The sequence below is a fragment of the Flavobacterium sp. genome (genome assembly GCF_052437795.1).
Classification (GTDB): Bacteria; Bacteroidota; Bacteroidia; order Flavobacteriales; family Flavobacteriaceae; genus Flavobacterium.
In genome coordinates, this window is sequence record NZ_JBQVPA010000003.1 from 279,731 (window position 1) to 293,165 (window position 13,435).

At 44.5% G+C, this 13,435-nt stretch carries 18 protein-coding genes; 8 read left to right on the top strand and 10 right to left on the bottom strand.

Annotated features, from left to right (window positions below; translation table 11 throughout):
- Position 1 precedes the first annotated feature (1 nt).
- The 7 genes from glmS to ACT6R0_RS11585 all read left to right on the top strand — a co-directional run bounded on the left by glmS (position 2) and on the right by ACT6R0_RS11585 (position 6,383).
- Entirely contained in the window at positions 2–1,849 is a 1,848-nt protein-coding gene (gene glmS, locus ACT6R0_RS11555; protein WP_444653238.1) for a glutamine--fructose-6-phosphate transaminase (isomerizing), read from the top strand.
- Between the two features lie 102 nt (positions 1,850–1,951).
- A complete protein-coding gene (locus ACT6R0_RS11560; protein ID WP_444653236.1) occupies positions 1,952–2,638 on the top strand; it encodes a hypothetical protein in 687 nt (228 codons plus the stop codon).
- 196 nt (positions 2,639–2,834) lie between these two features.
- On the top strand, positions 2,835–4,346 hold the full coding sequence (atpD, locus tag ACT6R0_RS11565; RefSeq protein ID WP_444653234.1) for a F0F1 ATP synthase subunit beta: 1,512 nt from the start codon (positions 2,835–2,837) through the stop codon (positions 4,344–4,346).
- An 81-nt stretch (positions 4,347–4,427) separates the two neighbouring features.
- Positions 4,428–4,715 carry a F0F1 ATP synthase subunit epsilon gene (locus ACT6R0_RS11570; RefSeq protein WP_265175340.1) on the top strand — a complete coding sequence of 96 codons (288 nt, stop codon included), beginning with the start codon at positions 4,428–4,430 and terminating at the stop codon, positions 4,713–4,715.
- Positions 4,716–4,799: 84 nt separating this feature from the next.
- Positions 4,800–5,222: a hypothetical protein gene (locus tag ACT6R0_RS11575; protein ID WP_444653232.1), complete on the top strand. Its 423-nt coding sequence runs from the start codon at positions 4,800–4,802 to the stop codon at positions 5,220–5,222.
- 57 nt (positions 5,223–5,279) lie between these two features.
- On the top strand, positions 5,280–5,825 hold the full coding sequence (locus ACT6R0_RS11580; RefSeq protein ID WP_444653231.1) for a hypothetical protein: 546 nt from the start codon (positions 5,280–5,282) through the stop codon (positions 5,823–5,825).
- Positions 5,826–5,843: 18 nt separating this feature from the next.
- Positions 5,844–6,383 carry a hypothetical protein gene (locus ACT6R0_RS11585; RefSeq protein WP_444653230.1) on the top strand — a complete coding sequence of 180 codons (540 nt, stop codon included), beginning with the start codon at positions 5,844–5,846 and terminating at the stop codon, positions 6,381–6,383.
- 51 nt (positions 6,384–6,434) lie between these two features.
- On the opposite strand, the gene ACT6R0_RS11590 is transcribed toward ACT6R0_RS11585, so the two are convergent.
- The 9 genes from ACT6R0_RS11590 to ACT6R0_RS11630 are packed head-to-tail and all read right to left on the bottom strand — an operon-like array spanning position 6,435 to position 11,087.
- Positions 6,435–6,758: a hypothetical protein gene (locus ACT6R0_RS11590; RefSeq protein WP_444653228.1), complete on the bottom strand. Its 324-nt coding sequence runs from the start codon at positions 6,756–6,758 to the stop codon at positions 6,435–6,437.
- A 16-nt stretch (positions 6,759–6,774) separates the two neighbouring features.
- Positions 6,775–7,017, bottom strand: coding sequence for a hypothetical protein (locus tag ACT6R0_RS11595; protein WP_444653226.1), 243 nt, complete (start codon positions 7,015–7,017; stop codon positions 6,775–6,777).
- 11 nt (positions 7,018–7,028) lie between these two features.
- A complete protein-coding gene (locus ACT6R0_RS11600; RefSeq protein WP_444653225.1) occupies positions 7,029–7,826 on the bottom strand; it encodes a hypothetical protein in 798 nt (265 codons plus the stop codon).
- Between the two features lie 2 nt (positions 7,827–7,828).
- Positions 7,829–8,458 carry a hypothetical protein gene (locus tag ACT6R0_RS11605; protein WP_444653224.1) on the bottom strand — a complete coding sequence of 210 codons (630 nt, stop codon included), beginning with the start codon at positions 8,456–8,458 and terminating at the stop codon, positions 7,829–7,831.
- A gap of 35 nt (positions 8,459–8,493) precedes the next feature.
- Positions 8,494–8,718, bottom strand: a complete 225-nt coding sequence (locus tag ACT6R0_RS11610) for a helix-turn-helix domain-containing protein (RefSeq protein WP_444653222.1) — start codon at positions 8,716–8,718, stop codon at positions 8,494–8,496.
- 3 nt (positions 8,719–8,721) lie between these two features.
- Positions 8,722–9,573, bottom strand: a complete 852-nt coding sequence (locus ACT6R0_RS11615; RefSeq protein WP_444653221.1) for a DUF2975 domain-containing protein — start codon at positions 9,571–9,573, stop codon at positions 8,722–8,724.
- Between the two features lie 3 nt (positions 9,574–9,576).
- Positions 9,577–10,113 (bottom strand): hypothetical protein, encoded by a 537-nt coding sequence (locus ACT6R0_RS11620; protein ID WP_444653220.1) that lies wholly within the window; start codon positions 10,111–10,113, stop codon positions 9,577–9,579.
- Between the two features lie 2 nt (positions 10,114–10,115).
- Positions 10,116–10,622, bottom strand: a complete 507-nt coding sequence (locus tag ACT6R0_RS11625) for a DUF2975 domain-containing protein (RefSeq protein ID WP_444653219.1) — start codon at positions 10,620–10,622, stop codon at positions 10,116–10,118.
- Positions 10,623–10,625: 3 nt separating this feature from the next.
- Entirely contained in the window at positions 10,626–11,087 is a 462-nt protein-coding gene (locus ACT6R0_RS11630) for a hypothetical protein (RefSeq protein ID WP_444653218.1), read from the bottom strand.
- A gap of 114 nt (positions 11,088–11,201) precedes the next feature.
- Here ACT6R0_RS11630 and ACT6R0_RS11635 point away from each other — a divergent pair, with 114 nt between their 5' ends.
- On the top strand, positions 11,202–12,341 hold the full coding sequence (locus ACT6R0_RS11635; protein WP_444653217.1) for an aminotransferase class I/II-fold pyridoxal phosphate-dependent enzyme: 1,140 nt from the start codon (positions 11,202–11,204) through the stop codon (positions 12,339–12,341).
- Here the strand turns inward: ACT6R0_RS11635 and ACT6R0_RS11640 are convergent.
- Positions 12,319–13,434: an AI-2E family transporter gene (locus ACT6R0_RS11640; RefSeq protein WP_444653216.1), complete on the bottom strand. Its 1,116-nt coding sequence runs from the start codon at positions 13,432–13,434 to the stop codon at positions 12,319–12,321. The two genes, ACT6R0_RS11635 and ACT6R0_RS11640, sit on opposite strands and share 23 nt — an antisense overlap.
- Position 13,435 lies beyond the last annotated feature (1 nt).

The window sequence follows — 13,435 nt, forward strand, 5'->3', positions numbered from 1 at the left end:
TATGTGTGGAATTGTAGGTTACATCGGTCACAGGGATGCATATCCGGTGATCATCAAAGGCCTCAGAAGGCTGGAGTACAGAGGATATGACAGTGCAGGCGTTGTGCTTTACAACGGCTCTGACCTGACATTATGCAAAACCAAAGGGAAAGTTTCGGACCTTGAAGAAAAGGCCGCGAAAGAAATAAGCACTGATGGGACCATCGGCATTGGCCATACCCGTTGGGCTACCCATGGTGTGCCGAACGATGTAAACTCGCATCCGCACTTTTCAAATTCGGGCAACCTTGTTATCGTTCACAATGGTATCATTGAGAACTATGAGCCACTGAAAAAAGAACTTATCAACAGGGGATATACCTTTCAATCGGATACAGATACCGAGGTGCTTATCAACCTGATAGAGGATGTAAAGAAAAAAGATAACCTGAAACTGGGTAAAGCCGTACAGGTTGCTCTTAACCAGGTAGTAGGCGCTTATGCCATTGCCGTGTTCGATAAAGAAAGGCCAAATGAGATCATTGCTGCCCGTTTGGGAAGCCCGTTGGCTATCGGCGTTGGCAAGGATGAGTTCTTTGTAGCATCGGATGCTTCACCTTTCATCGAATATACTTCAAATGCTATTTATCTTGAAGATGAGGAAATGGCTATCGTTCGCCTTCATAAGCCAATGAAAATAAGGAAGATAAAGGATGACTCTTTGGTGGACCCCTATATCCAGGAGCTGCAGATGAACCTTGAGCAGATCGAGAAAGGCGGTTACGACCACTTTATGCTTAAAGAGATATACGAGCAGCCAAACGTTATTAAGGATACGTACCGCGGAAGGCTTCATGCCAACGAAGGGCTTATCAAAATGGCGGGCATAGAGGACAACCTTCAAAAGTTCCTTAATGCCGACAGGATACTTATCATTGCCTGTGGTACCTCATGGCACGCAGGGCTTGTAGCTGAGTATATATTCGAAGAATTTACACGCATACCGGTTGAGGTGGAGTATGCTTCGGAATTCCGCTACAGGAACCCGATCATTCGCCCTACGGATATTGTTATCGCCATTTCACAATCGGGTGAAACTGCCGATACCCTTGCGGCCATTAAGCTTGCAAAGCAAAACGGTGCATTTGTATTTGGTGTTTGCAACGTGGTAGGTTCGTCGATATCCCGTGAAACGGATGCAGGTGCCTACACACACGCTGGCCCGGAGATCGGGGTGGCTTCTACAAAAGCATTCACTACACAGATCACGGTCCTTACGCTTATCGCGCTTCGCATTGCACAGGCAAAAGGCACCATGAACAATTCAGACTTCCACAGGTACCTGCAGGAGCTTGAACTGATCCCCGAAAAAGTAGCCGAAGCCCTTAAGACCAATGACGTTGCAGAGCAGATCGCGGCTATTTATAAAGATGCGCCAAACTGCCTTTACCTGGGCAGGGGTTACAACTTCCCGGTAGCGCTTGAAGGTGCGCTTAAGCTAAAAGAGATCTCATACATCCATGCGGAAGGCTACCCTGCTGCGGAGATGAAGCACGGTCCTATCGCACTTATCGACGAGCAGATGCCAGTGGTTATCATCGCGCAAAAGCAGGAACACTACGATAAGATCGTGAGTAACATACAAGAGATTAAATCAAGGAGCGGAAAGATCATTGCCGTAGTAACGAAAGGCGACGTACAGGTAAGGGAACTTGCCGATCACGTTATCGAAGTGCCGGATACTACCGATGCTTTATCGCCGTTGCTTACTACCATCCCTCTACAGCTATTGTCTTACCATATTGCGGTAATGAGGGGCTGTAACGTAGACCAGCCAAGGAATTTGGCGAAGTCGGTTACGGTGGAGTAGTCCGTTATACTTATATAATATTAAAACCCGCTAAGAAATTTTTTCAGCGGGTTTTTTGCTTCTTAAAATTTGTTACGTTTGCTAAAACCAATTTATAGTACAATGAAAAGTTTTCTCCTTACAGCCCTTATGCTGTTCTCTATCGCCTCTATCGCGCAAAACAAATTTATCGAAGTAGAAGTGACAGACACCATAACCCTGAAACCTCTAAGTTTCCAGTGTAATATTTATGCAGACACTGATATCTATGCCCTTGATACTGTAGCGGTCGCGTTTGAGGAAGATTACGACCCTATGGCCGAGCAGGAAAAACAGAAAAAAAAATTGAAGGAGATAAAGCGTAAACTGGAGGCGAAGAAGTACAAGGTGGGTCCGCTTGGCCCGTCAAAAAGCAACCTGTTGGACTTAAAGATCTACGGTGACGGGAGTGAGAACGGTTATAGCGTTGTGGTAAACAGCGAAACTGAAGTGCAAAAGATAAAAGACCTTTTAGAAAATGAAGCAAGGGTAAAAGCGTCTGTCCTCAAATATGCCGATGAGACCAAAGCAGAAGAGTTGTTGATAAAAAAGATCATGGACAAAGCCAGGGCGAGGGTGGCTGTGATAGGCATGAACTCAGGACTTAAGCCGGGCAGGATACTCGAAGTGAAAGAGGGGAAGCAGGGCGGTGGCTTTGATATGGAATCGTACCTGACGCAAGTAATGAAAATGAGTGGCATGGGTGGCAGCACTGACAGCTATACCGGCAGCCTTTCAAAGACATTTGTGGTAAAGTTTGCGGCGGAGTAGTGGTTATTGACCATAATTCTCAATTCAAAGGCACTTCTAATTCCATCTCCAAACCATATTCCCAACATTCCCGTCATTTATCGAAAAAAACGCAAAATTAAAATTGCATAATTCGTTTATAAAAAACTATCTTTGCACTCGAAAAAATGACCTTTTTTCGTCATTCATAAATCGCTGTTTAATAAATATATAAGCAATGTCTACAGTAAAAGGAAAAGTTGCACAGATCATCGGGCCGGTTGTTGACGTAGTGTTCAGCTCGCAGGACGCCGAACTTCCAAAGATCTATGATTCATTAGAGATCATTAAGAAAGATGGTTCAAAATTAGTGCTTGAGGTGCAGTCTCACGTAGGTGAGAACACCGTTCGTACTATCTCCATGGACTCTACCGACGGTTTGAGCAGGGGACAGGAGGTTACCGCTACAGGTGCTCCTATCCAAATGCCGATAGGACCGGATGTTTACGGACGTTTGTTTAATGTTATCGGCGACGCTATCGACGGACTTGAGGAACTGCCTAAAGAGGGTGTGAACGGACTTCCGATCCACCGCCAGGCGCCAAAATTCGAAGACCTTTCAACTTCATCGGAAGTGCTTTTCACAGGTATCAAAGTGATCGATCTTATCGAGCCTTATGCAAAAGGTGGTAAAATTGGTCTTTTCGGTGGTGCCGGTGTAGGTAAAACAGTACTTATCCAGGAGCTGATCAACAATATCGCTAAGGGCCACGGTGGTCTTTCCGTATTCGCAGGAGTAGGTGAAAGGACACGTGAGGGTAACGACCTTCTTCGCGAGATGCTTGAGTCGGGCATCATCAAGTATGGTGACGATTTCATGCACTCTATGGAGAACGGCGGATGGGACCTTAGCAAAGTAGACAAGGCCGGCATGAGGCAGTCTAAAGCTACATTCGTATTCGGACAGATGAACGAGCCGCCGGGAGCACGTGCACGTGTTGCGCTTTCGGGCCTTACCATTGCTGAGTACTTCCGTGACGGAGCGGGCGAAGGACAAGGAAAAGACGTTCTTTTCTTCGTAGACAACATCTTCCGTTTTACACAGGCAGGTTCAGAGGTGTCCGCACTTCTTGGCCGTATGCCATCTGCGGTAGGTTACCAGCCTACACTTGCAACCGAGATGGGTGCGATGCAGGAGCGTATCACATCAACTAAAAAAGGTTCGATCACATCGGTTCAGGCGGTTTATGTACCTGCGGATGACCTTACCGACCCGGCACCGGCTACAACCTTTGCCCACCTTGACGCAACAACTGTACTTTCCCGTAAGATCGCCGAGCTTGGTATTTACCCTGCGGTTGACCCATTGGACTCAACTTCAAGGATCCTTACCCCGCTTATCCTTGGCGACGAGCATTATAACACCGCTCAAAGGGTAAAAGAGATACTTCAGAAATATAAGCAGCTACAGGACATCATCGCGATCCTTGGTATGGAAGAGCTTAGCGAGGAAGATAAACTGTCTGTATCACGCGCACGCCGCGTTCAGCGTTTCCTTTCGCAGCCATTCCACGTGGCCGAGCAGTTCACCGGTATCCCGGGCGTTCTTGTAGACATCAAAGACACCATCAAAGGATTCAACATGATCATCGACGGTGAGCTTGACCACCTTCCGGAAGCGGCCTTCAACCTTAAAGGGACCATTGAAGACGTTATCGAGGCAGGACAGAAAATGTTGACTGAAGCGTAAAACCCGGTTGATGGTTGATAGTTGATGGTTGCCAGATTGGCCTCCAGCAACCGGCAACCGGCAACCAACAATTAAACGACTATGTTATTATTAGAAATAGTATCGCCGGAAGGCCATTTGTTTAAGGGAGGCGTTACTTCGGTAACCGTTCCGGGATCGGATGGCGAATTCCAGATGTTGGACCACCACGCGAATATCGTTGCGGTACTCGTTGAGGGAACCATCAAAATAGGTGTGCCTGATTTCAAGACCAACAAGGATTTTTCCGTAAAGTTCGACAAATCAGAAAAAGACCAGAAGTTCCTGCTTCACATAAAATCGGGAACCCTGGAGCTTAAAGACAACAGGATCATCATTTTGGTTGACTAAGTTCAGCCGGTGAAAATATAAATAGCCTCTTCGATTTGAAGGGGCTTTTTTTGTATATTTAACTCAGCATCAAATCAATAAGCCATGAAGGTATATTTCTCACTGTTTGTAATAAGCTTCGCCATTATCCTTTTTCCCGTGTCGGATCATGAAAACGATATTTCCGGAGTATATGTGAGTAAGAATCCTACATTTGGAGAGAAAACCGCCATTATGTATTCACAGGGATATATGAATTTTTTGTTCCTTGGAGTAAAAGATGAGACATTAGAATTAAGGCCGGACAATACTTTTACCCGTACCTTAAATGCCTGCAAAAGAGGCCCTGTTAGTGATACCGGGAAATGGAAAAAGTCAGGTAAAACTATAATCCTTGATTTTGACACTCCGGAACATGAAAACCAATCTTTTACCATTTACAAAAAAACAAGGCTCTATATGGTAGCTGATATGGATATCGGGGAGGGTGAAACAATGCCGCATCTCACACTGTTAGAAAAGCAGTAAAGATTTTTACAAGCATAGCCTCTTCGATTTGAAGGGGCTTTTTTGTATTATTGCGGTATGCAATGCAAAGAACAGGATGTCATAGTCGTTTTAGAAAATACCGGCACTTCGGCGATATTCAGACGGTTAATGTCACTGTTGCTTTTGCTTGGTTCGGTTGGCTTAACGGCCTACTGTTATTGGTACTCCCCATCTTTAGGTCATTATTTTGGGGGAGTGCTCCTTATAATGATTTTTGGCTTGCTTGCATTCGATAATTATGCTGAGGATCGCTTTAGGGTACGCTATTGCAGGACAAAGTATCGTTTTGAATCTTCCCTCGGCGCGTTACATTTGACGCGAGGATGGAAACCGCTTCCGGAAACAGAGTATGTATCGGTCTTTTACCAATTGCACAGGGATGAAGATGGTGAAGTTACCGGATGTTGCAATGTCAATGTGTGGCAGGAGGGCAACCGCCACTTAACTGTTTTTGCCGATTACAATGCCGAAGTATGCCTGAAAGTTGCACGGAAGATTGCCATTGGGCTGAATGTGCCTTTGCTCGATGCCACGGTAAAGAATAATTCAGTTTGGGTGCGGCTGGATAAGGAAATGAATTAATGATTTTATACTTGTAGTATGGGCCGGAAGCAAAAAGACATTATCATCCTTGAGGGAAGCAGGTCAGTATTTAGTTTTGGTATTATGGGGTTTTGTTTTACAGGACTATCAATGTTGGCTTACCATATGTTTTTCACTGATGAAATTGAAGATTCTTTTGATACTGTAGTGTTCGGAATAATGCTATTGATGCTTTGCGTGGGATCTTTATGTGTTACCAACATTCATTTTGACCTTGTTAAAAGAAAGTACAAAAAAGAAATTGCAATAGGGTGTGCAGGTATAGGTAAATGGCATCATCTGCCCCACATAGAATACATATCTGTTTTTAAGCAAATGACGATGAGCGGCGGTATGCGTACCGATCCAACAATAAGTTATTTGTATGATGTGAATGTTTGGTACGATGGATCCAAAAATTTTACCATATACAGGAGTCCAGAGTTGCAACCTGCTTATGATATGGGTTATAATATTGCAATAAAGTTAGATGTCGACATGCTCGATGCTACCGTAAAGAACAATTCGGTTTGGGTACGGCTGGATAAGGAAGTGTAGTTATCACATTCTATGAAAGATTAAAAATGAATGCCACGCATTCGATGATTACTAATCAGGAGTATACAATTCCCATGTAGCATTTTCTACAACATAATACCTTGGGTAAGTTTGGGCATGAAATGTCCCGAAATTTTTAATTTCAACCTTATCCTTACCGATCATTAATTTGAAATTACCCTTTACCTTTACTTTTTTATCCAAATAAATGCTATCCCATTTTTGCAGGCCTGCAATGGTATATATTTCTCCATTACCATACAATACAGCCCCATATTTTTCATTTAGCGCAATTCCGACAACATCAGCATTAACCGTATCTTTTACGGGCTTACAACCTATAACGAGTAAAAAACAAACTAAAACATATTTCATAATTTACCAAATTAGATTAATCGCTTTGCTTACGAAAATTTAACCTGTACGTAAAATAACATCCACCAATAATACCCAAAATTACCATTCCCCATAGAATATTTTCTGTAAAGCAAAGGTCTGTGCCTGATGATAGTGAAATGCAATCTCCGGGATTTTCGACTTCATATTGAAGGCTTACCCCGTTATTGGCTATGGCATAAACACTTAATGCTATGAGCGCTAAGCAAATGATGATCCCGATTACAAACTTAGCCATAATGCCATCAATTAATCCGCAAATTCCTGACCGTAATAAACCAAAAACGAATCGGTTTTCTTATCATACTTCAGGCACTCCCAGTTATTATACACAAAGCTAGTAGCAATGCTTAATACATTTCCGGGTACTTTGGGTGCATTAGGTGAAAAACAGCCAACGTCGGGCGCATAATTTTCATTTTTTGTAAAATCGCCAATAACACATGGGGCATCATCAAATAAGTTGCTTTTCGGATTCTTCAAAAGGTAGTCTCTTCGGTAAACTATCTCCGAAGCCAGTTGAATATCAAGGGAATTCTTTGGACCGTAATGACAGTCAGTATTCCGCAACGCATTATCGACATTGTAGTCGCGGTACAGCTCTCTAATGTCTCCCTTTTGATCATTATAAATTAGGATTGTAATATAGCTCTTGTCAGGCTGGTAAGCCACAATAGCCATGTCCTTATTACCGGGAGCAAAAAGGCTTCCAAGAGTAACATGCAATAGCTTGTAATTCTTACCAAGGCTTTTTAAAGCGCCAAAGTGAATGTCGGACAGCTTTGCCATTTGTGTAGGGTGGACGTTATCGAATACACCGACACTATCTAACTCTTTGAGAAATTGATTTGTACCCAACCTGCTTACCACTTGAGAATTGTCAAAACTTGTGACCTGATAAATGGGTGTTGCAGTTGCGGTAGTTTCTCCAGGCAATGAGTCGACCATTACCATTGAGGTTTTATGGTCGATAGCTACACTTTGCAAGTCTTTTTTACACGAAAGTAATGCTGTGGCAATGCAAAGTAAAAAGATATGTGTTTTCATTATTAATCCAGCTTTACATTTGATTCATAATCCCAGCCTTCCATCCATGCGATCTTCCACTTGCTCTTTTCCCTGACAACTTTTATATGGTAATGCTCCTGTTCCCAGTCCTCGCCAAAGCCGGTCCAGTTCCAGTACAACTCTGCGGTGTCGGCAGTCGTTTTTTCGATGACGACATGTATCTTGTCAAAATCATCCGTAGGTGTATCCTGGCATCCGCACCAGGCGTTGACATCGGGATTGCCAAAAGGGGGCATATCTCCTTCAAGCCATTCTGCTTTACCATTGCGCAGCAATTCATCCTGCTTATTGAAAATGCGGGCAGTGTTGTCCACAAATTCTTTGGCAAATAATCCGCTCTTCTCTAATTTTTTTTCATACAGGCTCTGGGCAGCGCGGTCATATCCCACGACCACACTGTCTTTTGCAACTGATTGGAATCCAAAAGACATATTGCCTTTTTCTACCCACCAGTACATATCTTTTACCAACCGGGTAATTTCCTGCCTGTCCGGGTCGGCTCTCCGGGTTTCGGCTTTAGTAGCCGTTGCGTTTTCGGGTTCCTTTTCACCCTTGCAGGCAATAAGGAAAACGAATGAGCAAAGAAGAAGGGCTGTTTTTAAATGTTTCATGTGCGGACTGGATTCCAGGACTAAAGTACTGATTTTTACAACTTATTTTCAACTCCATCCGGAATAAACTCCATGATATCCCCCGGCTGGCATTCCAGCACTTCGCATATCGCTTCGAGGGTCGAAAAGCGGATGGCCTTAGCCTTACCGGTCTTCAGGATGGAGAGGTTGGCCGTGGTAATGCCTACCCGGTCGGCCAGTTCGTTGCTGCGCATTTTCCGTTTGGCCAGCATTACGTCGAGATTGATGATAATGGGCATAGGCTAAATGGTTAGGTCATTTTCCTGCTGCAGCTCGTAGCCGTAGTTAAGGAGTTTGCTTAACACTACCAGTGCAAGGCCTGAAAAAAGCATAATGATACTACCGCCAAAGCTGATGCTGAGGCTCATGATCTGTCTCCCGCTATACAGGTCTCCCGCTGTTTCGGTAATCATGACTGAGGATATGTATTTTTCAATGATCGTCCCGGTTACAAGCAGTAAGAACTGGTACAGCAGCAGGCTGTTGCCGATGAGCCATATGGAGCGGCTAAGGGAAGCGTTAAATGTAAAGTCATTCTTTAGCCTCCTGAAAAGCTGCATCAGCCAAAACAGCACAAAAAGTACCACAGCGTAGGTCGAGTAATTCCGGATGGCCAGGAGCAGCGTAAACCACAAACTATCGGGCCTGACAAGGATAAAACCTTCTGCCGATAATGGAGCCATGTCGATCTCACCGATATTGACATTGAATTCATCGTCCGAATGGACCTGTTTCGATCGGGTTATAAAGGTTGTTTTGTAATCCGGGTCATTGAGGATGCTATTCGCTTCAAGACGTTCTGTTTCGGTATTGCTGCCGGTTTTTAAAATGAAAGTACGGCGGCGGGACGGAGTGTTTTCGATCTTCGGTCGTTCATAGCTTACCAGCGTATCAAAGGTTGTGACATTCATCTTTACCGGAAGGGTGTAGCCGGTAATATGGTTTGGCATGAAGGTAAAATTGCGGTACGGGTCTTTCTGGAAAATGTCAAAAGCCAATGTTACTGCTGTTAGTACACCGGCTAAGGCAAATAGCCCAGCCGATATGAAATACAGCCTTGAAACCAGCCTGTCTTTGCGTTGTTGATCTTCCATAAGTTATATCGTTAGCTGGTTCTCTTCCTGAATGAAGGTCCCTTTCTCTGCCATGCCCGAGATCAGGTAAATGAACTTCCCGATAAGGTATACCGCCAGGAACGAAGGTATCTCACGAAAGAAGATGGTCAGGTCAAAATAGAGCAGGCTTCCCATCGTACAGAACAGCAGGTATTTCGACTTGGCGAAGATAACCACCGTAGCCGCCGCCTTTCGGAAAGACTCATCCTGGCCGGGTTCGAACATGCCCCCTTTTTTGATTCGTTTTAGCCCTTTGTGAAAGCGCTGCAGGCCGGTTACGCAGTAAATGAGCAATACCGCATAGATAATGCAGAAGGCGGAACCGAACCATTCGTTATTATGATAAGTTACTCCGGAGGTAATGGGCGTAAAGTGATCGCTAAAAAATTCCTTTACCAATAGGTGGCCGTCTTCCAGATGGAAAAATACGACCATTGCCAGATAGAATGCGGCCATGCAGGAAGCAACGGTTATGGCTATGCGAACGGCCAATGCGATGATGTTGATATGGTGCCTCATGGTTATACAGTTAAGTCGTTTTCTTCTTTAAGGCCCTTTGCCATCAGGAACACATCACTGAGAACAAGAAAAAATAGTCCGAGACCTAGGATAAATAATGATGAATCGAAGTCAAGGCTGGCAGAAAGTTCAATTTGCTGCTCGACCACTACGCCATATAAAAACTTTGCGCCTATGGTAATAGCGCCACCTATCAGTATCGCTCTACCGGTCTGGCTGAAATTCTTGATCACGTCATCATGAAAGATCTTTTTCTTTTCGAAAAGCCCAAGCACATTTTTAAATAAATATGCCGCATATACAAAGAATGCATAACCAATGATAAGTACAAAAAAGTATATGATAGTTTCGTTGCCTATTTCTTTCACATTCGTGCCATCAATAGCAAATGGTACCATTTCAGGAAATATCGACATTATCAATAGGGTCGGGATGCTAAAAATAAAGCCTATAGCTGCCAGGACAAATAAAATAGTTACTAATGTTTTGAGTAAAGAAAGTCGTTTCATGGTTTATATGGTTAAGTCGTTCTCAAGTTTAATGTTGATGCCCTTTTTAACGATGTCGCAAACACCCAGCAGGGCAAGGCCTACGAGCAGTACGGTTATGTCATGGATCATCTCTGCTATGTACCCGGAGGCTGATTCCCGGTCGACATATGTGATCTCTGTAAGGTTGAAGATGAGGGTGACCAACGCAGATCCGGCCAATGCATAACCCGCTATGGTAAGAAAATTAGCGCTCTTTGTGTTGAAATAGCCATGTCGCAAAAACATACCAATGGACTGCTTTGTATATGATAACCCAATTGCCATCAAAAGGAGTTTAGCCGAGCCTATCAGTAGCAGGGTGAACAATTCCGTTTCTGATCTCTGATACATTGCATACAACCCAACTGTCATACCGATCAAACTCAGTAAGCAAAGAGTTACTAAAAGTATGAGTACATAATTGAGTATTCTAAATTTTATCATGGCAAAATAGTTGGTTATTGGGTACAAATATAAATAAATTATCGAAAAACAATAATTAATTGTTGTTTTTCATTTCAATTTGTTTTTTGACCAAGGTTGGGCTACATTTGGTCTATGGAAAAGCTCCCCAAGTCATTACTGGATAAACTGTCAAGAAGAGAACAGGAAAATGCCCTGCGCAGCCTTTCCAGATCTGCTGCTACCGTTGATCTTTCCTCCAATGATTACCTGGGGTTTTCTGCCAACAGGCAACTATTCGATGAAGCCCACAATTACCTTTTGGAGAATGGCTTTACACAGAACGGCTCAACCGGATCACGGCTGATATCGGGCGATCATCCATTGTATGAAATTACAGAAACCTATCTTGCCCATTTCCACAACGCCGAAAGCGCCCTGATCTTCAATTCGGGCTACGATGCCAATGTAGGGTTCTTTTCTTCGGTGCCGCAAAAGGGGGACGTAGTGCTTTATGACGAATACATCCATGCTTCCATACGCGACGGGTTAAGGCTTAGTAATGCAACGGCCTATAAATTTCCGCATAATGACACTGAAGCGCTTGAGGTTTTGATCAAAAAACACGCTGACAAAGAAATATACATAGTGACCGAATCGGTTTTCTCCATGGATGGCGACAGTCCGGATCTACGGCAAATGGCTGCCCTGTCCGACAAATATGGCTGCCGCCTGGTTATTGACGAAGCCCACGCGATAGGGGTTTTCGGAAAAAAAGGAGAGGGATCGGTGCAGTCTTTGGGGCTTGAAGGTAAAGTTTTTGCCCGCATTGTCACATTCGGCAAGGGCCCCGGTTGCCATGGCGCCGTTATATTGGGCCCGCAACAGCTAATCGATTACCTTGTCAATTTTGCCCGCAGCCTTATTTATACCACAGCACTTCCACCGCACAGCCTAGCCACGATACTGGCCGCCTACGACCGCCTGGAGAATGCTCCCGAAAGGGAAAAGCTCATAGCGAACATTATTTTTTTCAGGTCGGAAGTGCAAAGGTTAGGCTTGGCACATGTTTTCATCGAAAGCCATTCTGCCATCCATTCTGCCGTCATTCCCGGAAATGAAAAGGTGAGAAGCATTGCATCTGCATTGCAGGAAAAAGGCTTTGGAGTAAAAGCGATCCTGTCACCTACCGTGCCTGCGGGACGCGAACGCATTAGGTTCTCTCTCCATAGCTATAACACACAACGGGAGATAACAGAAGTACTGGCGCAGCTTACGCCTCTTCTTCTGCTTTAGCAGCCTTTGCTTTGCTCCTGCGTTCACGCCGACGGAACCAGTTACTGTCCTCCTCGCCGAACAGGTAGGCATACGGCTGGGTGTCCGGGCTAAGTTCGAACAATTTTTTAAGTATCGCTATGGTTGGGATAATAAGTATCATGCCCATGATGCCCCATATCGCACCGCCTATAAGAAGGCCTATGAACGTAACAAGCGCATTAAGATTGACGTTGCCGCCTGTTATTTTGGGTGTCAGGAAGGCGCTTTCTAAAAACTGGATGAGCGTGAACGCCACCACTACCGCTATAGGGTAAAATGCGCTGTCCTTGGTAATGAGCGCGAAAAGGAAAGGCAGTACGGCACCTAATGAAGGCCCGAGGTAAGGAATGATGTTAAGCATGCCCGCGAACATCCCGAAGAAAATGGCGTGCTCTATGCCGAGTGCAAATAAGACAGCAGTATTTACTACACCCAAGATCAGCATTACTTTCCCTGAACCCATCAGGTAGGCATGTACAACTCTACGGATCGAGGTCATCTTTTCAAGCAACCCGTCATTATTCTGCCTGCGGAATACTTTGGTCACAAATATGGCAAGGTGGTCCCTGTAAATGAGCAGGAAGAATATGAATACAGGCAGGAGTATAATGTCGGACAGGGTGTTGAGCAATGAGAAAACTAACTGCGTAGCGCTCGTATTTTCGGGCTGCACGATCTCTACTGCCTTTTTCATCTCAAAGCCATTGCGCATGCCCAGGTCAAAGCCAAAGGTGTCAAGGCACCAGTTATTCGCGATAATGACAAATGAATTCAGTTTTTCCTGAAGGTTGGTACCCACATCGTGCATGAATCCGGACACCTGGTAATAGGAGAAAACGACAATGCCCGCTATCAGCCCTATGAAAAGCAAAAGGCAGATAAAAGCGGCAACCGATCTTGGGATCTTACGGCGCTCCAAAAAGTTGCAGGACGAGGTGAGCAGCATGGCAATGTATCCTGAAATGAGAAGGGGCACCAGCAATTGCTTGGCAATTATCATGAAAAATACAATGATAATGATCAGCAGCGCTATGTAAACCGTTTTTATATAGCCGGGTATGTTTGTCTCCATC

Bases quoted from the DNA above. Each gene is read 5' to 3' on its own strand.
- ACT6R0_RS11585 (WP_444653230.1), top strand. From the start codon at position 5,844: ATGGGCCGGAAGCAAAAAGACATTATCATCCTTGAGGGAAGCAGGTCA.
- ACT6R0_RS11640 (WP_444653216.1), bottom strand. From the start codon at position 13,434: ATGGAGACAAACATACCCGGCTATATAAAAACGGTTTACATAGCGCTG.
- ACT6R0_RS11580 (WP_444653231.1), top strand. From the start codon at position 5,280: ATGCAATGCAAAGAACAGGATGTCATAGTCGTTTTAGAAAATACCGGC.
- ACT6R0_RS11635 (WP_444653217.1), top strand. From the start codon at position 11,202: ATGGAAAAGCTCCCCAAGTCATTACTGGATAAACTGTCAAGAAGAGAA.
- ACT6R0_RS11595 (WP_444653226.1), bottom strand. From the start codon at position 7,017: ATGGCTAAGTTTGTAATCGGGATCATCATTTGCTTAGCGCTCATAGCA.
- ACT6R0_RS11610 (WP_444653222.1), bottom strand. From the start codon at position 8,718: ATGCCCATTATCATCAATCTCGACGTAATGCTGGCCAAACGGAAAATG.
- ACT6R0_RS11630 (WP_444653218.1), bottom strand. From the start codon at position 11,087: ATGATAAAATTTAGAATACTCAATTATGTACTCATACTTTTAGTAACT.
- ACT6R0_RS11570 (WP_265175340.1), top strand. From the start codon at position 4,428: ATGTTATTATTAGAAATAGTATCGCCGGAAGGCCATTTGTTTAAGGGA.
- glmS (WP_444653238.1), top strand. From the start codon at position 2: ATGTGTGGAATTGTAGGTTACATCGGTCACAGGGATGCATATCCGGTG.
- atpD (WP_444653234.1), top strand. From the start codon at position 2,835: ATGTCTACAGTAAAAGGAAAAGTTGCACAGATCATCGGGCCGGTTGTT.
- ACT6R0_RS11625 (WP_444653219.1), bottom strand. From the start codon at position 10,622: ATGAAACGACTTTCTTTACTCAAAACATTAGTAACTATTTTATTTGTC.
- ACT6R0_RS11575 (WP_444653232.1), top strand. From the start codon at position 4,800: ATGAAGGTATATTTCTCACTGTTTGTAATAAGCTTCGCCATTATCCTT.
- ACT6R0_RS11605 (WP_444653224.1), bottom strand. From the start codon at position 8,458: ATGAAACATTTAAAAACAGCCCTTCTTCTTTGCTCATTCGTTTTCCTT.
- ACT6R0_RS11615 (WP_444653221.1), bottom strand. From the start codon at position 9,573: ATGGAAGATCAACAACGCAAAGACAGGCTGGTTTCAAGGCTGTATTTC.
- ACT6R0_RS11560 (WP_444653236.1), top strand. From the start codon at position 1,952: ATGAAAAGTTTTCTCCTTACAGCCCTTATGCTGTTCTCTATCGCCTCT.
- ACT6R0_RS11590 (WP_444653228.1), bottom strand. From the start codon at position 6,758: ATGAAATATGTTTTAGTTTGTTTTTTACTCGTTATAGGTTGTAAGCCC.
- ACT6R0_RS11600 (WP_444653225.1), bottom strand. From the start codon at position 7,826: ATGAAAACACATATCTTTTTACTTTGCATTGCCACAGCATTACTTTCG.
- ACT6R0_RS11620 (WP_444653220.1), bottom strand. From the start codon at position 10,113: ATGAGGCACCATATCAACATCATCGCATTGGCCGTTCGCATAGCCATA.